Origin of the sequence: Labrenzia sp. THAF35 (genome assembly GCF_009363595.1) — a bacterium.
Lineage (GTDB): Bacteria > Pseudomonadota > Alphaproteobacteria > Rhizobiales > Stappiaceae > Roseibium > Roseibium algicola.
On sequence record NZ_CP045380.1, the window covers coordinates 2,416,985 to 2,441,944 of the forward strand.

Consider the following 24,960-nt stretch of genomic DNA (forward strand, 5'->3'; position numbering starts at 1 on the left):
TCCTCAGTGTCCGCCGCCCAGCTTCGCCTTCACGAATTCAATGATCCGGTCCAGGATGCTCAAAACCAGGAACACGGCGAGCAGGCCGACGAAGAAGCGGAGGTCGCGCAGCAACGTGCCGGGGGCAAAATTCTGGACGCTGCTGTTGGCGTAGGTCCACACAGCCCAGGCAATCCCGGCGAGGAGTGCTGTCATCACCAGCGAGATCACGATGGTCAGCCAGAGAGGCTTTTGCGGCTGATCGCTCATTTCAGCACCCTTGCGGTCAGAAGGTCTGCCTTGAACACCATCAGGTCGTCCAGCTGTTCGACCTCGCCTTCGACCTCGATGTAAAGCGCCAGCAGCGGATTGATCGCCTCGCCAAGAAGCTGGCCGTCCTTGCCGGCCATGAGAAAGAAATTGCGTCCCTCGACCGGTCCGGACGAGACGAAGACCGGCGGAATGCCGCCGGTCAGGCAGAGGTCCGCGCAGGCCTTGTGCGCAAGGCCCCGGCCCGGGCGCATGGCGCCCGCATAGCACTTGCCGTCGCAGATTTCACCGGTCAGTTTCCAGCGGCCGAGCGAGACGGGTTCGGATGGGGTGAAGCCGGGTGTATCCTCCGTTGCAGGTTCTACCTGTCCCACCTGGATCATTGTCAGATCGCCGCGGTTGACCGGCACTCCACGCAAGGTCACCGGCATCTCGCGATTGGCTTCTGCCTGTTCAAAGACACCGCGTTTGCCCTGGCCTGCCAGCATGTAGGTGCGGGCAGGGGTGTCGCCATCAGCCGGAATGCGGAACACCGGATAGGGCCGGAGTTCAAACAGGCCTGTTTGCTCGAACCTGTTGCCCCACTGAAACGTGCCGCTGCCCGGATCGTTCTGGGTGGTGGACAGGGCGAAGGCTGCAAGGCCCAGTCCCGCGACAAAACACAGGGAGAAGACCCCGAGAAAGGCCACCAGTGGCTTCGGCACCTTGTTGAGATAGCCGACGAAAAACGGAGCCGCATTGGTTTGTTTCCAGCTCATGGCGCACCTCCGATCACCACCGGCTCGACATAGGTGCCGGGTGGCAGAGCGTTGGGATCGAGAAGGACGGTGGAGCCGACCAGCTTCAGCTTGTAGGTGGCGATCTTCTCGGTGAAGGGCGCGGGCGCTCGGCCGTCGGCCAGATTGTATTGATACCCGTGCCAGGGGCAGGTGATGCAGCCCCACAGCACCTTGCCTTCGCCAAGCGGGCCGTTCTGGTGGGCGCAGACATTGGTGACCGCCGACAGCTTGCCGTCATACTTGAAGATGGCGACACGCTCCTCTTCGCTCAGGGTCACGACCTTGGCGCATTTGTCGTCGATTTCGTCCACCTCACCTGCAACGACCCAGCCGGCTTCTTCCAGGGAAGCCTTTGCCGTGGCATCGCCTTTTTCCCGATTGGCCTCCAGGCGTCCGCTTGCAAAGTGAAGACCGCAGACCATGACAACGCTTGCCGCAACCATGCTGGTGAAGATGGGATCGGACGGGCCTTGCAGCGCGCCGAGCGCGACATGCAACACTACGAAGGCGTAGGCGGCATAGATGAACATGTGCAGCGCCTTCCAGATCGGCGCTCCCAGAAAGCTGAGCCAGAAATCATGGCTGGTGGCAGCCAGTGCGAACAGGATCAGGAGAGCAGCGATACCGAAAGCCTCGAAGGGAAAGCCGATCACCTGCCCGTAGCTTGTGTTGGACGACAGTAACGCGACATAGCTGTCGGTCGGGGAGAAGTTGAAATACCAGCCAAGTACATAGTTGGCGTGGACAGCCGCAATACCGGCGGTCATCACGCCGAAATGGCGGCGATTGTAAAGCAATGGCAAAAAGCGCCGGTCGAGCCGGGCCAGCGGCCCGATGCACAGGATCACCGTCAGCATCAGGAAGGCACAACTGCCGAAGGCACGCATCCTCAGGATGGCACCGTCGATTGGCCGGGTAATATCCTCATGGAACGGCCCGACACGAATGAAGACATAAAGATAAAGTGCGACGGCAATCAGCAGGATGGCATCATAGACCATCTTGTTGCGATTCCAGATCACCGGTGTGTATTGCACGCTCATTGGCTTGCCTCCGCGGAGCTTTCCACCGGAGCTTCAATCAGCACAGCCGGTCTGTCTGCGGGGGGCGACTGGCGCATCGCCAGGATGGTGAAGAAGACCAGCGGCAGGAGCAGGCCGAGGACGGTCCAGATACGGGCATGCGCCTTGCGATGTGCACGTTTCACCGGCCAGCCTCCCCATGCTTTTCAAGCACGTACCAGCGATAGAGCACCAGCGGCCAGATCAGGCAGATACCTGGAATGAGCAAGGGCCGGAAGACATGAGACCCGCGTGCGGATGGCTCCACCCGGTCGATGCCGATGACAAGAAAGAGTGCCGCGACCAGCCCGCCGGCCATGAGATAGTATTTTCCGATGTCGATCAGAATGGCTGCTGTTTGCAAGTGGACCCCCGCCAGGTCTGGATGTGATTGGTGTCAGCTTAGCTCATTACGAAGCGTTGCCAACGGTCTCTTCAAGTCTTCCGGTTCGAGTTGGCCTCTCTTCTTTTCTCACCCCGTCATTGCAGGGCTCGACCCTGCAATCCATGCCGTTTCCGTGCCTTGAGCGAGGTCCGTCATGTCGAACCGCAATGGCATGGATCCCATGGTCGAGCCATGGGATGACGGAGGAGGAGGTGTTGCACGAGTGGCCTTGCCGCGTAAAAGGAGCGATTGAGACCTTGTCACGGTTTCCATCACACCAGATCCGCATCCGTGATGATCTCCACCAGTGACGGACCGTCGTGGGCGATCGCGTCGGCGATGGCGTCTTTCAGCTCGGCGGGGTCGGTCACCCGGTGGCCATGACCACCGCACAGGCGCGCGAAAGCGGCGAAGGACGGGTTGGTGAGGTTCGTTTCCCAGACCGGCCATTCGCCCGAGCGCTGCTCCTTGGAGATCTTGCCGAGCTCGGAATTGTTCAAAAGGATATGGGTTATATCCATTCCGTATTTGACGGCCGTGGTGAACTCCATGGCGTATTGTCCAAAACCTCCGTCACCGGAAATCGAGATCACCTTGCGGCCCCGGAATTCCTCGAAGTCCTGGGTCGCGCTCCAGGCGCCCAGGGCCGCGGGCAGGCTGAAGCCGATGGAGCCGAGATAGCCGGACATCAGGATGCGCTGTCCGCAAGGCTCAAAATACCGACCGAAGGAATAGGTGTTGTTGCCGACGTCGACCGGGATGATCGCGTCCGGTGGGCACAGATCGCTCAAAGCCTTGAAAACGGCCGCCGAGTGAATGCCCCTGCCGCCGTCCTCGGAAAGACGAAGGTCCTTTTCCGCACGCCAGATTGTCCAGCGTTCCACCAGCTCGCTCGCCTGGTCGGGGGCATCTGCCGGTTTCAGTACCTGATCGACAATGGCTTCGCAGAAGGTGCCGATCTCGCCCCAGACAGGCAGAGTCACGGGATGAAACTTGCCGAGCTGCATGCGCTCGAAATCCACCTGGATGATGGTCTTGTAGGGGGCGATGCCTGTGTGGTTGGCAAAGGAAGACCCGAGCGAGACGATCAGATCCGCCTCGTTCATGAACCAGCTTGCAATGGGCGTCCCGGAGCGGCCAAGAACACCGGCTGCCAGCGGGTGGGTGTCCGGGATCAGGCCCTTGCCCTTGAAAGTGGTCAGGACCGGTGCGCCGAGCTTTTCGGCAAGCGCGACGACCTTGTCGCGAACATTCTTGGCGCCGTAGCCAAGCACAATGACCGGGCGTTTCGCTGCGTTGATCATCTCAACGGCCTTTGCGAGGTCCTCGCCCGAGGGCGTGATGCCGGTTCCGCCGAGGCGGCCTTCGGGTTTGCCTGCCTCCCTGCTGCTCGGATTGGTCTGGACGTCGTCGGGGAAAATGAGATTGGCGACATCCCGTTCCACCAGCGCGGTTTTCAAGGCCAGCGACATCAGCTCGGCATGGTTGGAGGTGCTGAGTACCGGCTGGGAAAACTTCGAGACGGCTTCGAACGCGGATTTGAGATCAATGTCCTGAAAGGCCCCCGGGCCGAACACCTGGGTCTGCACCTGGCCGGTGAGGGCCAGAACCGGTGACCGGTCGACCTTGGCGTCCCAGAGGCCGGTCAGAAGATTGGTTGCGCCGGGTCCGGCAATGGTGAGGCAGGCCGCCGGTTTGCCGGTCAGCTTGCCATAGGCGGAGGCGGCGAAGGCGGCGGCGCCTTCGTGGCGAATGCCGACATAGCCCAATGTGCCCTTGTCGACCTGACGGCGGATGGCATCGGCAAGGCCGAGGTTGGAATGGCCGACCATGCCGAAGACGCGCTTGACGCCCCAGTTGACCATGGTTTCGGCCATGACGTCTGTCACCGTGCGTTCGTGGGGCGGCTCCGGTTCCAGTCCGATGAAGATCTCGTCGCCGTCGATCCTGAGGGGATAGAGCTTCTGGCCACTGTCCTCGTGACCGCCGGGAGGCGTGCCCGTCAGCGGATCGAAGTCCCAGCCGTGCCAGGGGCAACGGATCCAGCATTTTCCGTCCGACCCCTTCTCGATGGAACCTTCCCCGAGCGGGCCGCGCTGATGCGGGCAATGATTGTCCATCGCCGCCCACTGGCCTTCGAAATGCGACAGGCATATCGAGGTTGTGCGGGCCGTGACCGTTTTCACCCGGCCTTCGGGCAGGTCGTTGACGTGCCCAACCTTGATCCAGTCGAGATTCTGAGCGTCCATTGGTCTTCCTCCCTTAAACGTCGCGATCGGTCACGCGATGCCGCCATAGGCAACGCCGGATAGCTCGGCCATTTCCCGTTTCCAGGTCGTCAGGTCTTCCAGGGTGAACTGGCTCAGGTGCGAATGACCGCAGGCCCTTGCCATCACCTGCATCAGTTCAACCGATGCTTCGAAGAAGTTGGTCAGCTGGCGGGCGGATTTCTCGATTTCCAGTCGATTGACCAGATGCGGTTTCTGGGTGGCGATCCCAACCGGGCAATTGTTGGTGTGGCAGGCTCGCATGGCGATACAGCCGATGGCCTGCATGGCCGAATTGGAAAGCGCCACCGCGTCGGCACCGAGCGCCAGGGCCTTGATGAAATCGGCCGGTTTGCGCAGGCCGCCTGTGATGATCAACGTGATGTCCGGCCGTTCCGACGTGTCGAGGTGCCGCCGGGCGCGGGCAAGCGCGGGAATGGTCGGAACGGAGATGTTGTCGCGGAAGATGATCGGTGCTGCCCCGGTGCCGCCGCCACGGCCATCAAGGATAATGTAGTCGACACCCAGCTCCAGCGCCGCGTCGATATCCTTTTCGACGTGCTGGGCCGACAGCTTGTAACCGATCGGGATGCCGCCGGTGCGGGTGCGGACCTCGTCGGCGAAATCCTTTATCTGAGATCGATCTGTCCAGTCCGGAAAGCGGGGCGGCGAGATCGCGTCTTCGCCTTCCTTCAAGCCGCGGACCTCGGCAATCTTGCCCTTGACCTTGGCACCCGGCAGATGACCACCCGTGCCGGTCTTGGCCCCCTGACCGCCCTTGAAGTGAAACGCCTGAACCTTGTCGAGCTTGTCCCACGCAAAACCGAAACGGGCCGAGGCAAGTTCATAGAAATACCTTGAATTGGCCTGTTGTTCTTCCGGTAGCATGCCGCCTTCGCCAGAGCAGATGCCGGTTCCGGCAAGGTCTGCGCCTCTGGCAAGGGCAATCTTGGCCGGCTCCGAAAGGGCGCCAAAGCTCATGTCGGAGACCAGCAACGGGATCTTCAGTTTCAGCGGTTTCTGCGCGTTCGGCCCGACAACAACGTCCGTGCCGACCGGTTCGTCCTCCAGAAGCGGGAATTTCTGCAGTTGGGCCGTCAGGATCTGGATATCGTCCCAGTCGGGCAGCTGGTTGCGAGGCACGCCCATGGCGTCGACGCGGCCGTGATGACCTGTCTTTTTAAGACCGTCGCGGGCGTATTGCTGGATCAGGCCGTTGTAAGGTTCTTCCTCGGTGCCGTGGCTGGTGTCGGCATAAAGGCCGAGGTAGCTGTTGCGGTTGAACGGCTGCGGATGCTCCCGGGCCCAGGCGGCGACCTCGTCCTCGTCGACCAGGATATCGTCGCCTTCCACCCAGCTCTTGAATTTCGGCAGGGCCTCGGAGTTGTTGTATTCGGAGACGCCGCTGTCGAGCCGGTAATCCCAGTAATGAACACCGCAGATGAGGTTGTTGCCGCTGACATAGCCATCGGACATGAGCGCGCCGCGATGCAGGCAGCGGCCGTAGAAGACGGAGATGTCGTCGTCGAAGCGAACAACCACAAGGTCAACATCTGCGACGAGGGCATAGGTCGGTTTTCTGTCCGGCAATTCGCTGAGTTTGGCAACAACCTGTTTTGTCATGTCTTCCCCCGGCTACTGGCGATATGCGCCCTTGCTATTGGGTTGGTCGAAATTCAGTCGGCAGGCACTTCCGGCCGCATGGGCGGCATGGCCTTGAGTTCCGCTGCCCCGTCCTTGCCGGACATGTGAGCAGCGTACCATTTGGCAAAAGGCACGGCTGTGACACCATGCAGGACCGCGCTGATCCAGACAGCGTTAACGGCCAGGTTCAGGAGCTGTTCGCCGATTGCGTGATCGATCTGGTCAACGACGAGCAGCGCGAAGAGGGCTGTTGCCAGTCCGCGCGGGCCGAACCAGCCGAAAAAGAGCTTGGTCAGCGGGGCGGCATCCGTGCCGGCAAGCGACAGCCAGACCGCCAGTGGCCGCACCACGAACAGGCTCACCAGAATGAGCGCAAGGCTGGCGGCATCAAGATGGGCGATGGCATCGGGCAACAGGGCAAGACCGATCAGGAAAAAGGCACCCCAGGAAAGCATCTGGCCTTCGCTTTCGGTGAATTCGTAGATGAAGGCGCATTGCCCCTTGATGACGTTGCCGAAGAAGAGCCCTGCGACGAACGCTGATATGAAGCCGTTGCCGCCGATTTCGCCGGCGGCTAGATAAGCGCCGCAAGCCATGGCAATGGCGCCGATGCCTTCGATGGTGTCTGTCGTCATGCCCCGGCGTTTGGCAGCCAGAAACAGCACCCCGCCCGCAGCACCGATAGCCGCGCCCGCCAGGGGACCAAGGATCAGTTGCTTGGCGCCGAACATCAGCCAGTCTGTCGCGCCCGGCTGCATCATTTCTCCGGCAAGGCTAGCGAACAGCAAGATGGCCGGCAGGGCCAGTCCGTCATTGAGGCCGCTTTCCAGCGTCAGCGCCCGGCGCACCCGCTCCGGCACCGCCTTGTTGGTGATGACAGCCTGGCCGAGAGCAGCATCGGTCGGGGCGAGCAGCGCGGCAGCAAGAGCGGCGACGATGAGCGGTTCGCCGCTCAAAAACGGTATGGCCGCCATGGTTCCGATAATAATGGCAAGTGGCAGGCCAAGGGCGAGCATGCGCAGGGGCCATTGGTGGCGCTGGCGCAAGGCCTGAAGATTGATCTGGGCAGCGTCCAGGAACAGAAGGACGATGAGAGCCATTTCGGCAACGATATGCAGAAGGCGTTCAGCATCGGTTCCGGGCATCAACCCGGTCTGGGCCATCAGGTAGCCGAAGCCGATGAAGAGGATCGGCGCTGTCAGGACGCCCTTCGACAATGTCCTGGCCAGCAGCGTGTAGCAGACCGTAAACAGCGCCAGAAGCAACAGGCCGGTTGTCATGAAACGGTATCCCCCTCGAACGCTGTGACGTTAGGACAGCGCGAGCTGCCGTCTCAAATCATAATGCGATGACGCGGTTGTGCGACAGCCGTGATTTGCCAAAGGCGAAAATGCGTTTGGAAAGGGCGGGTCAAAGGCCCGTGTGAGGATTACTGCAAGGCCGCCAATTGCTTCAGGATGCGCTGCGCATCGGCGGGTTTGGCGGCGATTTCAAGGATCAGTTTCTTGCGCACTGCTTCGGCAAATGTCGCTGGACTGTCGGCAGTCACCACAAAGGCGGCCGGACCGCCGATGATGCTCTCGTAGAACCGCTTTTCCAGATCGTAGGCAATCGGCCGGCCGGAACAGTGCCGGCACAGAACCGCCAGGCCGTTGATGACAATACCGGAGGAAACCACGATATCTCGGGCTTCGGGAATGGTCGGGCCGTTCCAGTTGTTGGCGCTGTCGGCAGACAGGTCGATCACCCTGCGCAAGCCCGCAAAGGCATTGTCGTCGATCAGCTCCTTGCCTTTCAGAAGCGCTGCGCCAATGGCGTTGCGGCCGTAGGCGCGGCGCGGGGCTGCCATCAGTTCCGTCGCAAAATGCTGGGCGCTCTCCGGACCGTCGATGACTGTCCAGTCCACGACAACATCCTGGGAGTGCATGTCCGCCCATTCGACATAGGTGACGACGATCTTGCCGTAAATGTTGCTGGCGATGGCATTCAGCACTGACGGATCCGTGATCGCGTCGGCATAGCCCTTGCGCTGGAAGCGGATTTCCTCGTCATCGATTGACCCGGTCGCATCGGCCAGGAGCACCAGTTCCAGGTCGAGTTCTTCGGAAAAGGCTGGGGGGATCAGAAAAAGGCACCAGACAACAACAGCAAGGATTATCCGCATCGCAACCGTCTCCCCATGGCAAAGGCATTTGAGAGTAGCTAGGGCGAGGTCGGGAAAAGGGCAGGGTGGATGATGGTCGTGTCGCGAAGTTTGTCGTTGTTTGCACATGTCATTATGCGGCTTGCCCCACTCGTATCCGGGGAAGCGCTCGCCACAGAATATTTGCACTCAAGCACTCGCAACTTGTCATCCCTGCGCAGGCAGGGATCCAGTAACTCACAGACTTTGCGTTTTTCGTCTCATACGACACGGCGTACTGGGTCCCGGTCTTGCTGCTGACGCAACAATCCGGGACGACAAATCATGGAGGTTCGGATGTGCTTAATCCCGCAATCCATGCCAATGCGTTTCCTCGTTCACGCACTTTGTATGGAGGTGCAACGGCTTGGATCCCATGGTCGAGCCTTGGGATGACGACGCTTGGAAATGAACAAACAAAAAAACCCGCCTTCCATCGGAAAGCGGGTTTTGCAGGGTCTGCTTTTTAACCAGAGCTTACGCGACAGCGCGGGCCAGTGCGCATTGCGACCACAGGTCGTTGATCGCGTTGGCGAGGTGTTCGATGTCCTCGGCCGTGTGCAGCGGTGTCGGGGTGAAGCGCAGGCGCTCCGTGCCGACCGGAACCGTCGGATAGTTGATCGGCTGAACGTAGATGCCGTAGGTGTCCAGAAGGATGTCAGAGATCCATTTGCACTTCTTGGCATCACCCACCATCACCGGAACGATGTGGCTCGGGTTTTCCATGTGCGGGATGCCGCGCTTGTCGAGAGCGGCGCGGACCTGGGCGACCCGGTCCTTGTGCGCCTTGCGTTCGAACGGGCTGTCCTTCAGGTGACGGATGGAGACGGCTGCGCCTGCTGCCAGCGCCGGCGGCAGGGCGGTGGTGAAGATAAAGCCGGAGGCGAAGGAGCGGATAAAGTCGACAACCGTCTTCGAACCGGTGATGTAGCCGCCCATCACGCCGAAGGCCTTGCCGAGCGTGCCTTCGATGATGGTCAGACGATCCATCAGGCCTTCGCGTTCGGCAACGCCGCCACCGCGCGGGCCGTACATGCCGACGGCATGCACTTCGTCGAGGTAGGTCAGTGCACCGAACTTGTCGGCAACGTCGCAGATTTCCTTGATCGGCGCGATGTCGCCATCCATGGAATAGACGCTTTCGAATGCTACCAGTTTCGGCGCGTCCGGATCGTCCGCCGCCATCTGGCGTTCCAGGTCTTCATAGTCGTTGTGCTTGAAGATGCGCTTTTCGCAGCGGGCGTGGCGGATGCCTTCAATCATGGAAGCGTGATTGAGCGAGTCCGAATAGACGATCATGCCCGGAACCTGGGAGGCGAGCGTACCCAGCGCTGCCCAGTTGGAAACATAACCGGACGTGAAGATCAGAGCAGCTTCCTTGCCGTGAAGGTCGGCCAGCTCGTTCTCCAGAAGAACATGGTAGTGGTTGGTGCCGGAAATGTTGCGCGTTCCGCCAGCGCCTGCGCCGCATTTGGAGATCACGTCCTGCATCGCGGACACGACCTTTTCGTTCTGGCCCATGCCGAGATAGTCGTTGGAGCACCAGACGGTCACGTCCTGAACGGAACCATCTTCGCGGTAACGGGTTGCGCGCGGAAAAGCACCTGCCTGGCGTTCCAGATCTGCAAACACACGGTAATTGCCGTTGTCATGCAGTTTGCCCAGGCGTTCTTCCAGATACGCGTTCACGTCCATTCTCAGGATCCTCTCATCGCGGGCACCTTTGCCAGCGCCTCTCTCCTGCCCGCGCAACTCGCGTCCCGCGCGGCCAATTTGCTGCCTGGAACCTTTCCGTCCGATTCCAGACTAGCAGCTAACTTATAGCCATTCAAAACTGCTTATCAAAGTTTTGGCCTTGATCAAGGTCAAAAACCCCGGCTGCGTCCAATCGCCATAGTGTCCGTTGCCGTGGTTTGCCAAGGAAAACCGGCCTTGTTCCCTTGTCGGAAAAAGTGCGCAATTCCCGGAGAAACCGAAGAATATCCCAAGGTGATTGCCGGAAAGTTTTCGCGGTTACGGCAAACATGGGTACGGCATCGAAATGTGCACGGGGCCAAATTGCCGCATTCTTCGGCCCGGTTTGAAGAAGTTTCTTGCTTTCAACCCACAAACATGAATACTGATTCATGTTTCATGAATTGGGAGGAAACAGCAGGTGCGCAAACCAGCCGCAGAAGCAGACGCGCCGCAAAAGGCTGCAGGCAACCAGCCGAAAACGGCGCGCGGTGAAGCCACCCGAAAGGCGATCCTGACAGCTGCCGAAAGGGTGATCGGCGAGAAAGGCTACAACGACGCCTCCATCGGCCACATTACCAGTGAGGCAGGCGTCGCCCAAGGCACTTTCTATATCTACTTCACCACCAAGGAGCAGGTGTTCTCGGAGCTCGTCCTGGAAATGGGGCGGCTGGTCCGGCACACGATCGCCGAGGCAACGCAGGGCATCGGCAACCGGCTGGAAGCGGAAAAGGCCGGCTTGCGGGCCTTCCTGGAATTCGTCCAGGCCCATCCGGACCTCTACCGGATCGTACAGGAAGCACTGTTCGTCGATCCTGCAGCCTATGAGGAATATTACAAGACATTCGCTGCCGGTTACCGGTCGGGACTGGTTGCCGCCGAGGCCGCCGGACAGATCTCCAAGGGGGACACGGAAACCCGTGCCTGGGCCCTCATGGGCATCGCCCGGGCCCTTGGCGAGCAGCTGGTCGTGTTCAAGTCGGAAAAACCCATTTCCGAACTGGTTGCCAGTGCCTACGACCTGATTGCCAACGGCATCAAACCCTGAGGCGCATGTCATGGGTCTCGTTGAGGCAGAAACACGCGGCGGCGCGATCTGGATATGGTTGAACCGGCCGGACCGGCACAATGCCCTGGTTCCGACCCTGGTTTCGCAACTGCGGAGCGCCATTGCCGAAGCGGCGATGGCCGAACCGGTGGCGCTGGTTCTGTCGGGCCGCGGATCCAGCTTTTCGACCGGTGGCGATATTGGCGGGTTTTTGGACCATGCCGGATCGCAGGGTACACTCGTGGCCTACTCGGATGAGCTTGTCGGCAGCCTGCACGAGACGATCCTCGACCTGCTGTCCTTTCCGGCGCCGGTGCTGGCGGCGGTCAATGGGCCGGTGACGGGTGGGTCTGCTGGCTTGATGCTGGCGGCAGACATGGTTGCCATGTCCGGGACGGCCTTTGTCCAGCCCTACTACAATCAGGTGGGGTTCGGTCCGGATGGCGGCTGGACAGCCTTGCTGCCGGACCGCATCGGCACTTCGAAGGCACTTGCGATCCAGTATCGCAACACGCGCATCTGTGCTTCGGAGGCCGTGGACCTGGGGCTTGCCGTCTGTCAGGTGCCGGGGGCTGAGCTTGTCGCAACTGTTGACGGCTGGGTCGTGGATCTCGGCAAAGGCTTCGCGCAGACCCACCGCACGACACGGCAGAGTGTTTGGGATGCACGCAGATGCGCGATGGTGCGAGACCGTCTCGACCAGGAAAAAGCCAGGTTCCTGGACCTGGTGAGCCGTCAAAGCACGCTCGACGGCATGAAGGAATTCACCAGGAAACGGGCCTGAGGAGAAGCCCGTCCGAAGGGCCAGGATGGCGACTGCAAGCCGGATCATCTCGACTTGCAGGGCGCTGGCTCCAGGCCCCGCCAGGTGTTGGGAGGACGCATGGAATATTTAACCGACATGGCCGCAAAACGGGCTGAGCTCACGCCCGGGGCGACAGCCTTTGTCGATCATGAAAGCGGCAGATCTTTCAGTTTCTGCGAGATCAACGAACGCGCCACCCGGTTGGGTAACCTTCTGCTCGGTCGCGGTCTTGCCAAGGGCGACCGCATGGCGGTGCTCTGCCATAACCACCCGGATTTCTTCGTGCTGCTGTTTGCGGCTCAGAAAACCGGCATCCTGCTGGTGCCGCTCAACTGGCGGCAGACTGTTGCCGAGCTGCAGCCCATATTGGCGGCCTCCGGTGCGAAGCTGCTGTTTCATGATCTTGCGTTTGTCGAGATTGCCGAAGAACTTGCCGCCACAACCGGCCTGTCCCTTCTGCCTCTGGGCGCCGAGGGTCGGGGCGGCAGCGCTCTTGATCGTCTTCTGACGGGGGCAAGTCCTGCAGCGATCGGATGCGGCAAGGTCAAGGCCTCGGCCCCCTGGTATCTGCTTTACACTTCCGGAACGACGGGCCTGCCCAAGGCGGTCATCCAGACGGCAGGCATGGCCTATGCCAACATGATCAACTACTGCCAGGCAACGGGTCTTTCGATCGGCGAAAAGGGCGTCAATTTCCTGCCGCTCTTCCATACGGCGGGGATCAACCTGCCGACGCTGCCGATCTTCCTGAACGGCGGCATGTCGACTGTCTTGCGCAAGTTCGATCCGGAGACCGTGCTTGATCTCGTTTCCGCCGGAAACGTCACCTGCTTCTTCGGTGTTCCGGCGATCTATCAGGCGCTGGCCCTGTCACCCAGGATCGGCAAGACGAATTTTTCGAAGGTCCGGTCGCTCGGCTGTGGCGGTGCGCCTGTGCCGAAACACCTGTTGTCGGAGTTTCAGGAGCGGGGCGTCACCATCTGCAACGGCATGGGCATGACCGAGACCGGGCCAACCGTGTTCCTGATGGACAAGGGCCATGCGCCCGCCAAGATCGGCTCAGTCGGAAAACCGCAGATCCTGACGGATGTTCGCCTGGTCGACGGCGATGGCGGTATCGTCGAAGGGCCGGGGGAAGGGGAAGTCCAGTTTCGTGGGCCGAACATCACGCCGGGCTACATGGACAACAAGGAAGCGACGGTTGCCACCTTCACGGTCGACGGCTGGCTGAAATCCGGTGACATCGGGCGCCGCGACGAGGACGGCTACTACTACATCGTCGACCGGATCAAGGACATGTACATCTCGGGAGGCGAGAACGTCTATCCGGCCGAAGTCGAGAAGGTTCTTGTCGGTTATCCGGCCGTTCTGGAGGCTGTGGTGATTGGTGTGCCTGATGCTAAGTGGGGCGAGGTCGGTGCGGCCTTCCTGATTGTGCGTCCCGGCGAAGACCTCGATACGACGACGTTGGCCGACTGGTGCCGCAAGCAGCTGGCGCCCTACAAGGTGCCGAAAAGCTTTACCGTCGTTGACGACCTGCCGCGCACCGCGGCGGGCAAGGTGCGCAAGAACATTCTGAAAGAAGACTTCCTTGCCGACAATTCCCTGGAGAAAGCATAACCGATGAGCCTGACCGCTGACGCGCAGCACAGCGCAACGTTTAGCTGGATCCCCCGTCAGGAGGATTTCGATGCCTTTGCCGATCTGTCCGGTGATGACAACCCGATCCACGTCGATCCCGAATTTTCGGCTCGCACACGGTTCGGCCGGACCGTCTCCCACGGAATGCTGCTCTATACGCGGGTCTTTGCGCATCTGAAGGCCCTCCATCCGGGGCGAAGCCATGCCGTGCAGACTTTGATGTTTCCCAATCCGGCCTATGCGGATGAGGAGCTAACGTTTTCATTCACGCCGAGCGAGGACGATGCAGACCTGATCCTGATCGAGGTCGCCCGTGTGGCGGACGGGGCCGTGACCTTGTCCGGTTCCTGTAAACTGGGGGTGCGGACATGAGCCTGGAAGTCGGAGCGCGCGCGGAAGTCAAACGCAGCTACACAGAAGACGACATGCGTGGTTTCGCGCAGCTTGCCGGAAACGGCACGGAAGTACCTGTGTCTGTTCCGGGGCCACTGATCGGCGGGCTCTTTTCCTATCTGCTGGGCGTCGAGCTGCCGGGGAGAGGAACCAACTACCTGAAGCAGAACCTGGAGTTTCTGGCGCCCGCCCCGGTCGGGGAGACGCTGACGGCCTCGGTGACCATCACGCGCCTGCGGCCGGAAAAACACCTGGTCGATCTGGAAACGGTCTGTGAAGCCGAGGACGGCACCCGCATCTGTCAGGGCCGGGCGCTGGTCTATGTCGAGGATGTCGGCAAGGACTGAGCCGTTGTTACAGGTTTTCGGCTGCCGCGTGGCGTTAGGCTGACCGGGTGCGCATTCGAGAGCCTTCTACTCGCCCTCGATGATCCGGACCTTGGATGGCCAGAAGGCGTAGTGCCCGGCAAGTTTCTCCGCCATCGGCACCGGCGATCTGTAGACCCAGCCGATCTCCTCGCCATCATGGGAAATGTAGCTGGCGTCGCCCTTGATGGGGCAATGGGTAGACTTGTCGACATACCCGAACCGGGTCTTGAGATCGGCTTCCGGTACGTAGATCACGGGGTCATAAAAAGACTTGCCGATTTCAAGAACGCGAACCGCATTGATGCTGTCCGCCAGCAGGGCCGCGCCCTGATAGATGCGAATTCGCCGGGGCACGTCCTTAATCACCATCAGGTGGTCGGGGTTTTCCGGGTTGCGGATCGCCGTATCGAAGGCGGGCATTGTCTGCGCAGTCATGAGGTCCTCCGTGGAATTGGCCCTCATGTGTGGATGGTGACGGTGAAACGCAAAACAATTCTATGCTGCAGGGCACACGGTTTCGCTGGGTTTTGGGCGTTCGCAGGTTGAAGGTCATCGTTTCGGCCTTGATAATTCCTGCAGTTCTGCGCTCAAACAGGAGAACATGAATTTAGGAAGAAGTGGTGCCATGGCCGAAAGCGTTCAGGATTTTTTGAAACGGCTGTTCCTGCGGGCCGTCGAAGTGGCGGACCCGATGCAGAGCCTTGGTGCGTTTCTGCCGGAGAAACCAGCGGGCCGCGTCGTGGTGATCGGCGCAGGCAAGGCCTCCGCCCGAATGGCGGAAGCGGTCGAAAAGATCTGGGGGCCGTGCGAGGGCCTGGTGATCACGCGCTATGGCTACGCGCGGCCGTGCGAAGGGATCGAGATCGTGGAGGCCGCGCATCCGGTGCCGGATGAAATGGGGTTTGTCGCGACCAAACGCATGATCGAGCTTGTTTCCGGCCTGGGTGAGAACGACTACGTACTGGCGCTCATGTCCGGTGGTGCCTCGGCCTTGCTGATTGCGCCCGCCGGAGAAATCTCGCTGGCCGAAAAGCAGGCGGTCAACCAGGCGCTTCTGGCTTCCGGTGCACCGATCGGCCAGATGAACGTCGTGCGGAAACATCTGAGCCGGGTGAAAGGCGGGCAATTGGCAGCGGCTGCCTATCCTGCAAAGATGCTGGCTCTGCTTATTTCGGATGTTCCTGGTGACAATCCTGCTGAAATCGGGTCCGGTCCGACGGTTGGCGATACCAGCACGACGGCCAATGCCAAGGCGATCCTGGAGCAGTGGAAGATCGAAGTGCCAGCTTCGGTGCAACAGGTTCTCGCCGCCGGAAGCGGTGTGTTGAAGCCCGATGACGAACAGCTCGGCCGCGTAGCGAATGTCATCTTCGCAGCTCCCTCCCAGTCGCTGGAAGCTGCCCGGACCCTAGCCGAAGCAGAAGGCTGTGATGTCGAGATCCTGGGTGATGCCCTGGAAGGCGAAGCGCGGGAAGTGGCGCGTGCCCATGCAGAGCTTGCCCTCAGCCGCCAGAGCGAGCGCCCCGAAGGCAGTCGGCCCTTGCTGCTCCTGTCCGGCGGTGAGCTGACGGTAACCCGACGCGGCGAGGGCGTTGGCGGACCGAACGCCGAATACGCTCTAGCTCTTGCCTTTGCCTTGCGCGGGGCTCCGGGTATCCACGCGATCGCTTGCGACACGGACGGTGTCGACGGAGCGGCAGAAGTAGCGGGTGCCGTCATTGGCCCGGATACGCTGGCGAGGGCGGACAAGGCGGGTGCCGATGTGGAAGAGGCACTTCTTACCAATGACGCTCACCGCTTTTTCGACACGATCGGAGATCAGGTTGTCACCGGGCCGACACTGACGAATGTCAATGATTTCCGTGCCATATGGATTGGATAGTGCATTGGCCGGGACGAACGCCCGCAAATCCTTTACCCGGCAAATGGCGCCGGAATTCCCAAGGGACCGGACTTGACTGAAATCACCATCACCCGTGTGGCGCGCCTGCCGGATCCGTTTCGGATCGAACGGTTTCTGTCCAATCCCAAGCTTGGCCCGAGGACGTTGTTCTTCAGCGGAGGATCGGCACTCAACGGTGTCGCCCAGTGCCTGAAGCGCTACACGCATAATTCCATCCACCTGGTGACACCGTTCGATTCCGGCGGCAGCTCGCAAGGGCTCAGGATTGCCTTCAACATGCCGGCCATCGGTGATCTCAGAAGCCGGTTGATGGCACTCGCCGACGAGACGGTGCTCGGCCATCCGGACGTTTTTCGCCTGTTCACACATCGGTTTTCGAAAACAGCCTCGCAAGTGGATCTGGCCGCCGAGCTGGAAAGCATGATCGCCGGAACGCATCCGCTTGTGGAGGCGATAGAGCAGCCGATGCGCACGCTCATCCAGAATCAGCTGGGCATGTTTCACGCCGCACGCCCGATAGATTTCGACCTGCGCGGCGCCAGCATCGGCAATCTGATCCTGGCCGGTGGTTACCTCAACCAGAACCAGCAGCTTGAGCCGATCATCTTTCTGGTGGCCAAGCTGGTGGGTGTTCAGGGCACCGTCCGGGCCGTTGCCGACGACAACCTGCACCTGGGGGCAGACCTTGAGGATGGCGAGGTTGTTATTGGCCAGCACCTTCTGACCGGCAAGGAGCATCCGCCACTGGTTTCTCCGATCAGGAACCTGTTCCTCAATCGGGGGCTGACCGGCAAGGACCCTGCGGAAGCAGCGTTTCCGGACCGCAACCGGAGCCTCATCCAGTCTGCTGACCTCATCTGTTATGCGCCGGGCAGTTTCTATACCAGCCTGATCGCAAATCTTCTGCCGAAAGGCGTTGGAAAAGCCATTGCCGCGCGCACCGTTCCGAAGGTCTATGTGCCCGGAACGGGGCAGGATCCGGAAACCGGCACGATGAGTGTTGCCGACAAGGTGCAGACCCTGCTTGCCTACTTGCGGCGGGACGCGGGTGGCGATTGCCCGGTCGACCGTCTGCTCAACTTCGTGATCGTCGACCAAGCGGTTCCGGAGAAGGAAACGGAAGGGCTGCAGGCGCTTGGGCTTTCCGTGCTTCGGCTCGATCTCGTCAGCAAGGCGTCCGCACCCTATTATGCCCCTGTGCCGCTTTGCGAAACTCTGGTCTCGCTGACGTAAGCACCACCGAACATTCAGGACAAGGCCATGAAACGTACGAAGCTTCTAAACCGGCATCTCAGCAAACTGGTAGCATCGCTCGGCCATATGGACGAGATCGTCCTTGCCGATGCAGGCCTGCCGGTTCCTGCCAATGTCGGTGTGATCGACCTGGCAGTCAGCCCCGGTATTCCGGCCTTCTTCGATGTTCTGGAAGCGCTGGCTGATGAAATGATCATCGAGCAGGCGGTCTTTGCAGACGAGGCATCGGAAGATCTCGTCACGCAGATCGAGGTCCGACTGGCCCATTGGGCGGCGGACACCGGCAAGCCGATCGAACATGTCCGCATGTCCCACGAGGACTTCAAGGAGCGTTGCTCGAAGGCACGTGCGGTCATTCGCACCGGTGAATGTACGCCTTATGCAAATCTGATTCTCGTCTCCGGCGTGCCGTTCTGACAATCGCCGCAGACGGTGTCTGCAAGGCCTGTCTCCACGACCATCGATGAGAACTGACCGATGCGAGGGGGGAGCGGAAATGCTCCTCCCATTTTTGTTTTCCGAAACGTTGCGGCGGCATGTTTCGTTGCAACGTCAGTCGCTTCCCGCTCTGCAAAAAATAAAAATTCGATCTCCAAAACCGATTTTGTTGACTTACAAAATCGGTTTTGTAAAAATTTTCCTCAATAAAACAAACTGTTGCCTTTTGAGGCTGCAGGCCGGGAATTGAGCCCTTCGGGCTCGCAGGGAGGATCGATGTCGCGACTTCGCGATTCCGTCACCATTGATGACGTGGCGCGCCATGTGGGCGTTGCGAAAGGAACCGTGTCGCGGGTCCTCAACAATTACACCGATATTTCCGAAGCCACCCGCAAACGTATCCTCAAGGCTGTTCAGGATCTGGGCTATCAGCCGTCGGCCACCGCGCGTAATCTGAAGCGCGGACGTCAGGACACGCTCGGCATCGTCATCCCCGTGGGTCACGGCAGTGGAGCGGATCCGTTCCTGTCCGAATTCATCGACGGCATCGCAAGAGCTCTCGACGAACTGGGGCTGGACCTTCTGGTGACCACTGCCCATTCACGCGAACACATGATCGAGACCGTGAAGCGGCTGATCGCCCGGCGCAAGGTGGACGGTTTCATCGTCACCCGAACGGAAGTGGACGATCCGCGCATCGCCTATCTGCGGGAACAGAATTTTCCATTCGTCGCCCATGGCCGCACGCGCGATCCGGCAGGCTATGCCTGGTTCGATATCGATAACGAGGCGGCCTTTGCTGACGGCGTTCGCCACCTCTACAGCCTCGGGCACGAGCGGATCGGGTTCATCGGCGGTCCGATGAAACTCAACTTCGCGCTTCAGCGCCGCAACGGGTACAGGCAGGGTCTGGAGGCGCTGGGCCTTGTGCATGATCCGGCATTGGAAAATCTTCAGCCGCTCAGCGAGAAAGGCGGCTTTGCAGGCGCCGAGGCGCTGTTGTCGCTGGAGGCGCCGCCGACCGCACTTTTGTGCGTGACTGATGCCCTTGCCATCGGCGCGGTGCAGTACTGCCGCAAGTTCGGTCTGAAGGTCGGCTCCGACGTTACCGTCGTCGGCTATGACGGCCTGCCCGTGGGCGAATACCTGGACCCGCCGCTGACGACCTTTTCGCAAAGCGCCCAGGAAGCAGGCGGCAGGGTTGCCCGCATGCTGATCGATGTTCTGGACGGCAAGAACCCCACGGATCTGCAGGCCCTTGCCAAGGCAAACCTGATCCGGCGCGCCTCGGATGGCGCTCCGGCAAATTCATCGGAGGCGCTTGCAAGCGCGCTCCGCGACCGGCTGAACCAACAGCCACATTCCGGCAGGAAGGGAGAGTAATATGTTTGGGAGGACAACATTCCTGGCCTCGACCATCGCGGGCGTTCTGACGCTCGGTCTGACGGCCGCACAGGCCGAGACGTTGCGGTTCTGGACGACTGAAGAACAACCGGAACGCCTGGCCAAGCAGGAAGAAATGGCCGCCGCGTTCAAGGAAAAGACAGGCATCGAGGTAGACGTCATTCCGGTGACGGAATCCGATCTCGGCACGCGTGCCACGGCAGCCTTTGCCGCCGGCGATTTGCCGGATGTCATCTATCACACACTGCAATACGCGCTGCCCTGGGCCGAAGCAGGCATCCTGGATACGGAAGCTGCGACCGAAGTGTTTGAAAAACTGGGTGCCGGCACATTCGCGCCGGGCGCGGTTGCCATGGCTGCCGTTGAAGACGGTGTCGCCTCCGTGCCTGTGGACGGCTGGACCCAGATGGTGATCTACCGCAAGGACCTCTTTGAGGAAAACGGCCTTGCCGCTCCGGACAGCTATGAAGACATTCTGGCAGCTGTCGAAAAACTGCATAACCCGCCCGAGATGTTCGGTTTCGTTGCCGCGACCAAGGTGGACGAGAACTTCATGAGCCAGGTGCTGGAGCACGTGCTTCTGGCCAATGGTGTCAGCCCTGTCGGCGACGACGGTTTCAAGCCGCTGGACGAGAAGAAGACTGTCGAAGCGCTGGAGTTCTACAAGGCCATCGCCAAGGCATCGCCTCCCGGAGACCTCTTCTGGAAGCAGTCGCGCGAGCTTTATTTTGCCGGCAAAGCGGCCATGATCATCTGGTCGCCGTTCATCCTGGATGAGCTTGCCGGCCTGCGTGACAGCGCTCCGCCGACCATCACAGACGATCCGACCTCCACGGAACTTGCTTCCAAGACCGGTGTTGTCACCACCTTGAGCGGCCCGTCCAATCCTGATGGGGCAGCTTGGGCCGACATCCGTTACTTCGGCATCACCAACGATGCGGACACGGAAGCGGCGATGCAGTTCGTCGAGTTCTCCATGGATGACGGCTACCTGTCGACCCTGTCGATCGCGCCGGAAGGCAAGTTCCCGATCCGTCGTGGTTCAGCCGACAACGCGACCGAATTCGTCGATGGCTGGGCAAAGCTCCCGGTGGGTGTCGACCGCAAGGCGCCGCTGACCGATCTCTACGATGCCGACACCATCAAGACCATCGTCTCCGGTCTCGACACCGCCAGCCGTTGGGGCGTCAAGGAAGGCCAGCTCTCGCTTGCCTCCAAGATGATCAACAGCCAGGTGATGAACCGTCTGGTGCGTGAATACATCGACGACGAACGCGATGCTGCGGCAACAGTTGCCAAGCTCAACGAGGAACTGGCCAAGATCCAGTAACGCCTTTCCACCCCTCAAGACCCCACGAGGGGGGGGGAAGCCCGCACATAACGGCCCGGACCGGGCGTCTATCGGATGCCCGGTCCTTCCCAATCTCCTGCCGCTGCATTGTCGGCAGCCGAGATGGGCTCCAGACAGTTGCCGGTTGGGACTTGTCGGTCGCCAACGGCAGAACGGGATCTAGACCCCGGGCGGAAACATGAACACCAAAACCGAAGCTGACGCTTCCTCAGGGCCGCCGAAAGGCATCGGTCCGATGCAGCGGCGTGAAATGTGGCTGGCGTATCTGATGCTGGCGCCGACATTTGCCATCATCCTGATGATTGTTGCCGGACCGCTGCTTGCCAATTTCTGGATCAGTGTGAAACCGGTTCAGCTTGCCGACCTGCGGCCGCCGACCGTGCTCGTCAACGAACGGGTTCGTGGTCGGCCAAATGCACCAGGCGACGAGGCCCGGCTGGAATACAGGCTGCGCAATTCGTCTCAGGACGAGGAAGTCCGCAACGTGACGCTGAGCGATGTGGTGCCCGATGGGTTCACGGTGACTTCGCATTCCGAAAACTGTTCGCTCAATGGCGCCGCGCTGACGTGCGATCTTGGAACCGTAGCGCCTGGCTGGCGCGGAGATGTCGAACTGGTTGGAACCGTGTCGCAGGGGTTTCTGGATGCAAACCGTCCCGAACGTGCGAGCGAGCCGGTTATTTCGGGCGAAGCCAACAATGTGCTGACCAACTTCGAATTCACGTTCGAGAACTTCAGCCGGATCTTCAGCGCGGACGAGTTCTGGTCAGTGCTGCGCATTACGTTCTACTACACCATCTTCGGGACAGGTGGCGCGTTGGTGCTGGGTCTCTTTGCGGCGCAGCTCCTGAACACGACCTTCCCCGGTCGCGGTGTCCTGCGGGGCCTGTTCCTGTTTCCCTACGTCTCGCCTGTGATCGCGGTTGCCTTCACCTGGGTCGTTCTGTTCGACCCGTTTTCCGGCACGCTCAACGCGCTGCTGACCAAAATGGGCGTTGTCGCCGATCCGATCAATTTCTTCGGCCAGAGGGCGATCGAGTTTTCCGTTCTCGGCATTCCGATGGAGTTTCCGCTGGCGCTGACGACGGTGATTGCCTTCGAGGCCTGGCGTTACTTCCCGCTGTCCTTCCTGTTCATTCTGGCGCGCATGCAGTCGATCAACACGGACATGTATGAAGCTGCCGAAATGGACGGGGCAACGCCGCTGCAGCAGTTCTGGTACCTGTCGCTGCCGCAACTGATGGGGATCCTCTCGGTCCTGTTCCTGCTGCGCTTCATCTGGACCTTCAACAAGTTCGACGACATCTTCCTTCTGACCGGCGGCAACGCGGGCACGCGTACGCTGACCGTCGATGTCTATGAGCAGGGATTTGCCCTGTCCAATCTCGGCGCCGGTGCAGCCGTTGCCGTGGTCGTCTTTGTCGTCCTTGTCACCTTCGCCACTTTGTTCATCCGCTTTTCGCCGAAGGAGGAAGGGCTATGAGACCCGGCAGTATCGTTCTCGCGGCGCTGACCGGCCTGATCTGGGGCGTCACTGCCATGGTGGTTATCGGTGTCACGCTGACACTGGTGACCGGCGATGTGGCGCAGCCGCAGGCAACGGCGGCAGGTCTTGCAGGGCTTGTCAGTGCTCTGGTTCTGGTCTGGAGGCAGTCGACCGGGGGCGCTGGAGCGATGGCGGACAGGGGGCTTTGTGCTGCCGTCCTGTTCGTCGTCCTGATGGTGGCTTCCTTCGCGGCTCCCTTCGGTCTGTCGCTTGGTCAGCACACGCTGTGGCAGGGACTTGGTCTGGTGATGTTTGTCGCCGGTGTTACCGGTGCCAATGCGATCTGCCTCGGTGGGGCCCGGCTTGGTGCCATGTCGCGCTACGAGCGTGAGGTTGTCTATATTCGCATCGCGAAGGGCGTCGGCTTCGTCGTCTTCTCGATCATTGTCGCCTTGCCGTTCTACGTCATGATCATGACCTCGCTCAAAAGTCAGCAGGCACTGCTGGCCAATCCGCTGGACCTGTCGATCGACGTCAGTCAGGGCATCAGCGGGCTGTTCCGGTCCTATGTCGAGCTTTTCACCCAGTTCAACTTCGGCCGTTACCTGATGGTGTCCGCCTTCGTGTCGGTGGCAACCGTCGTGCTGACACTGCTGTTCTCGGTGCCGGGTGCCTATGCCGTGTCGCGGCTGCGGTTTCCGGGACAGGCATTCCTGGCCCGCTCCGTTCTGCTCATCTACATGGTGCCGGCGATCGTGCTGGTGATCCCGCTCTATGCGGTGTTCTCGCAGCTTGGCCTGCGCAACACGCTCACCGGTCTGTTGATTGTCTATCCGGCAACCACCATCCCGGTCGCGCTCTACATGCTGCAGGGCTACTTTCGCGGTCTGCCGTCGGAGCTGGAGGAAGCCGGACTGATGGACGGGCTGTCGCGCATCGGCGTGATCCTCAAGATCACCCTGCCGCTGTCCCTTCCGGCGCTGGCCTCCGTTTCGCTTTACGTCTTCATGATCGCCTGGAACGAGTTCCTGTTCGCGTTCATGTTCCTGGATGATCCGGACATCTTCACGCTGTCGCGCGGAGTGGTGTCCCTCAATTCCTCCGAGGTGCCACGTCAGCATCTCATGGCGGGCGCGGTAATTGCGACCGTGCCCGTCCTTTTCATTTTCCTGTGGTTCGAACGTTTCCTTGTCCAGGGCCTGACGGCCGGCAGCGTCAAGGGTTGAACGATCAAGAGAAGGGGCTCTGAAGAGCCCGAGGGAGTACGCTGTGGCACACGCAGATCTAGACCAGGCGGCAAAGGCCATCCTGACCGAAAACGACCAGGGCGGGTACACGATCCCGACGAAGGGTCTTTATCCGTACCAGTGGAACTGGGATTCCGTCTTTGTCGCCCTGGGGTTTGCGGAATTCGACCAGGACCGGGCTTGGCAGGAAATCGAGATGCTGTTCCAGGGTCAGTGGCGCGACGGAATGGTGCCGCACATCCTGTTTCGCAAGGACGATCCGAGCTATTTTCCCGGACCGGGCGTGTGGGGAACCGACGGCGGTCCGATCCCGAGTTCCGGTCATTCCCAGCCGCCGGTGGCCGCGTCCGTCGTCCATAGCCTGGTGGAGGCTGACCGGACCGGCAAGGCATTGGAGCGGGCGAAGGCCTTGTTGCCGAAACTGATGGCCTGGCATCGCTGGTATCTTGCCTATCGCGACCCGAAAAACCTTGGTGTCATTGCCGTCATTCACCCCTGGGAATCCGGCCGAGACAACCTGCCGGACTGGGACGAGGCGCTGCGGGCGGTCGAGGTCAAGGACATTGGTCCCTATGAGCGGAAGGACACCTCTCATGTCGATCCGGCCATGCGGCCGCACAAGGAGGACTACGACCGCTATCTCAGCATTGTCGCTGCTTGCCGCAAGGTAGGCTGGGATCCGAAAAAAGTTGCCGAAACCTGCCCGTTCTTCGTTGCCGACCCGGGCGTTACCTTCATCTTCCTGCGCGCCAACCGGGATCTTCTCGCGCTGGCCGAAAAACTCGGCATGAGTGCGGAAGCCGACGAGATCCGAGGGTGGATCGCGGCGATGGAAAAAGGCAGCCGGACGCTTTGGAATGATGAGGTCAAGGCACATGTCGCTTTTGACGAGCGTCGCGGCAAGCAGACAGATGGCATCTCCAGTGCTTCCTTCCTGGCGCTCTATGCCGGGCTCCATGATCCGCAGACCCTTGGTGCGCTTCAGGGACATTTCGACAGGATCGCGGAGCGGGTCGAATACCTGATGCCGTCCTATGATCCCGATCACCGCAGTTACGAGCCTTTGCGGTATTGGCGCGGACCGGTGTGGGCGATGATCAATTACATGATCGCGAAAGGCTTTGCCGAAGCAGGCGATGCCGTCCGGGCGGAACGACTGCGCGCCGACACCGCGCGGCTGATCGAAACCGGGGGCTTTGCGGAATATTTCAGTCCGGAAACGGGCGCAGGAGCAGGTGGCGGATCGTTCTCCTGGACGTCGGCCATCTGGCTGACCTGGGCTTCGCCTTCACACGCCGAGCAGGCAGCTTAAGGGGGACGC

The 24,960-nt window shown here is 60.7% G+C and carries 24 protein-coding genes; 13 read left to right on the forward strand and 11 right to left on the reverse strand.

Annotated elements, in window-relative coordinates:
- Positions 1-3: 3 nt before the first annotated feature.
- The 10 genes from FIU93_RS11040 to hemA all read right to left on the reverse strand — a co-directional run bounded on the left by FIU93_RS11040 (position 4) and on the right by hemA (position 10,262).
- A complete protein-coding gene (locus FIU93_RS11040) occupies positions 4-249 on the reverse strand; it encodes a hypothetical protein (RefSeq protein WP_152505592.1) in 246 nt (81 codons plus the stop codon).
- Positions 246-1,007, reverse strand: a complete 762-nt coding sequence (locus tag FIU93_RS11045) for a hypothetical protein (protein ID WP_152505593.1) — start codon at positions 1,005-1,007, stop codon at positions 246-248. The genes FIU93_RS11040 and FIU93_RS11045 overlap by 4 nt, the downstream gene beginning before the upstream one ends.
- On the reverse strand, positions 1,004-2,071 hold the full coding sequence (locus FIU93_RS11050; RefSeq protein ID WP_152505594.1) for a Rieske 2Fe-2S domain-containing protein: 1,068 nt from the start codon (positions 2,069-2,071) through the stop codon (positions 1,004-1,006). The genes FIU93_RS11045 and FIU93_RS11050 overlap by 4 nt, the downstream gene beginning before the upstream one ends.
- Positions 2,068-2,235, reverse strand: coding sequence for a hypothetical protein (locus FIU93_RS31380; protein WP_173017301.1), 168 nt, complete (start codon positions 2,233-2,235; stop codon positions 2,068-2,070). Before FIU93_RS31380 ends, FIU93_RS11050 begins: the two co-directional genes overlap by 4 nt.
- Positions 2,232-2,453, reverse strand: coding sequence for a hypothetical protein (locus tag FIU93_RS11055; protein ID WP_062487206.1), 222 nt, complete (start codon positions 2,451-2,453; stop codon positions 2,232-2,234). Before FIU93_RS11055 ends, FIU93_RS31380 begins: the two co-directional genes overlap by 4 nt.
- 293 nt (positions 2,454-2,746) lie before the next feature.
- Positions 2,747-4,723 (reverse strand): thiamine pyrophosphate-binding protein, encoded by a 1,977-nt coding sequence (locus FIU93_RS11060; RefSeq protein ID WP_152505595.1) that lies wholly within the window; start codon positions 4,721-4,723, stop codon positions 2,747-2,749.
- 30 nt (positions 4,724-4,753) lie between these two features.
- Positions 4,754-6,364 (reverse strand): glutamate synthase-related protein, encoded by a 1,611-nt coding sequence (locus FIU93_RS11065; RefSeq protein WP_152505596.1) that lies wholly within the window; start codon positions 6,362-6,364, stop codon positions 4,754-4,756.
- Positions 6,365-6,417: 53 nt separating this feature from the next.
- Positions 6,418-7,665, reverse strand: coding sequence for a cation:proton antiporter (locus FIU93_RS11070; protein WP_152505597.1), 1,248 nt, complete (start codon positions 7,663-7,665; stop codon positions 6,418-6,420).
- Between the two features lie 149 nt (positions 7,666-7,814).
- On the reverse strand, positions 7,815-8,549 hold the full coding sequence (locus FIU93_RS11075; RefSeq protein WP_152505598.1) for a DUF1194 domain-containing protein: 735 nt from the start codon (positions 8,547-8,549) through the stop codon (positions 7,815-7,817).
- A 495-nt stretch (positions 8,550-9,044) separates the two neighbouring features.
- Positions 9,045-10,262 carry a 5-aminolevulinate synthase gene (gene hemA / locus FIU93_RS11080; RefSeq protein WP_031270302.1) on the reverse strand — a complete coding sequence of 406 codons (1,218 nt, stop codon included), beginning with the start codon at positions 10,260-10,262 and terminating at the stop codon, positions 9,045-9,047.
- Between the two features lie 460 nt (positions 10,263-10,722).
- Here hemA and FIU93_RS11085 point away from each other — a divergent pair, with 460 nt between their 5' ends.
- From FIU93_RS11085 to FIU93_RS11105, 5 genes are all read left to right on the forward strand, one after another.
- Positions 10,723-11,349, forward strand: coding sequence for a TetR/AcrR family transcriptional regulator (locus FIU93_RS11085; protein ID WP_077291855.1), 627 nt, complete (start codon positions 10,723-10,725; stop codon positions 11,347-11,349).
- Between the two features lie 10 nt (positions 11,350-11,359).
- A complete protein-coding gene (locus tag FIU93_RS11090; RefSeq protein WP_152505599.1) occupies positions 11,360-12,133 on the forward strand; it encodes an enoyl-CoA hydratase/isomerase family protein in 774 nt (257 codons plus the stop codon).
- Positions 12,134-12,232: 99 nt separating this feature from the next.
- Positions 12,233-13,774 (forward strand): AMP-binding protein, encoded by a 1,542-nt coding sequence (locus FIU93_RS11095; protein ID WP_152505600.1) that lies wholly within the window; start codon positions 12,233-12,235, stop codon positions 13,772-13,774.
- 3 nt (positions 13,775-13,777) lie between these two features.
- Entirely contained in the window at positions 13,778-14,167 is a 390-nt protein-coding gene (locus FIU93_RS11100; protein ID WP_152505601.1) for a MaoC/PaaZ C-terminal domain-containing protein, read from the forward strand.
- Complete coding sequence (locus FIU93_RS11105) at positions 14,164-14,535, forward strand: phosphate acetyltransferase (RefSeq protein ID WP_077291859.1); 372 nt, start codon at positions 14,164-14,166, stop codon at positions 14,533-14,535. Before FIU93_RS11100 ends, FIU93_RS11105 begins: the two co-directional genes overlap by 4 nt.
- 66 nt (positions 14,536-14,601) lie before the next feature.
- Here FIU93_RS11105 and FIU93_RS11110 read toward each other — a convergent pair whose 3' ends face one another.
- Positions 14,602-14,991, reverse strand: a complete 390-nt coding sequence (locus tag FIU93_RS11110; protein ID WP_208984244.1) for a DUF427 domain-containing protein — start codon at positions 14,989-14,991, stop codon at positions 14,602-14,604.
- 190 nt (positions 14,992-15,181) lie between these two features.
- On the opposite strand from FIU93_RS11110, the gene FIU93_RS11115 reads away from it, so the two are divergent.
- The 8 genes from FIU93_RS11115 to FIU93_RS11150 all read left to right on the forward strand — a co-directional run bounded on the left by FIU93_RS11115 (position 15,182) and on the right by FIU93_RS11150 (position 24,951).
- Complete coding sequence (locus FIU93_RS11115; RefSeq protein WP_152507565.1) at positions 15,182-16,438, forward strand: glycerate kinase; 1,257 nt, start codon at positions 15,182-15,184, stop codon at positions 16,436-16,438.
- Positions 16,439-16,510: 72 nt separating this feature from the next.
- Positions 16,511-17,692, forward strand: a complete 1,182-nt coding sequence (locus FIU93_RS11120) for a GAK system CofD-like protein (RefSeq protein WP_152505602.1) — start codon at positions 16,511-16,513, stop codon at positions 17,690-17,692.
- A 27-nt stretch (positions 17,693-17,719) separates the two neighbouring features.
- A complete protein-coding gene (gene rbsD, locus FIU93_RS11125) occupies positions 17,720-18,130 on the forward strand; it encodes a D-ribose pyranase (RefSeq protein ID WP_152505603.1) in 411 nt (136 codons plus the stop codon).
- A 297-nt stretch (positions 18,131-18,427) separates the two neighbouring features.
- The gene (locus tag FIU93_RS11130; RefSeq protein ID WP_152505604.1) at positions 18,428-19,534 is read left to right on the forward strand and encodes a substrate-binding domain-containing protein; all 1,107 of its coding nucleotides are present in this window, start codon (positions 18,428-18,430) and stop codon (positions 19,532-19,534) included.
- Position 19,535: 1 nt separating this feature from the next.
- Positions 19,536-20,885, forward strand: coding sequence for an extracellular solute-binding protein (locus FIU93_RS11135; protein WP_055656322.1), 1,350 nt, complete (start codon positions 19,536-19,538; stop codon positions 20,883-20,885).
- A gap of 199 nt (positions 20,886-21,084) precedes the next feature.
- A complete protein-coding gene (locus FIU93_RS11140; RefSeq protein WP_077291864.1) occupies positions 21,085-22,389 on the forward strand; it encodes a sugar ABC transporter permease in 1,305 nt (434 codons plus the stop codon).
- On the forward strand, positions 22,386-23,618 hold the full coding sequence (locus FIU93_RS11145) for a carbohydrate ABC transporter permease (RefSeq protein WP_152505605.1): 1,233 nt from the start codon (positions 22,386-22,388) through the stop codon (positions 23,616-23,618). The genes FIU93_RS11140 and FIU93_RS11145 overlap by 4 nt, the downstream gene beginning before the upstream one ends.
- Positions 23,619-23,661: 43 nt before the next feature.
- On the forward strand, positions 23,662-24,951 hold the full coding sequence (locus tag FIU93_RS11150; RefSeq protein WP_062487240.1) for a trehalase family glycosidase: 1,290 nt from the start codon (positions 23,662-23,664) through the stop codon (positions 24,949-24,951).
- Positions 24,952-24,960 lie beyond the last annotated feature (9 nt).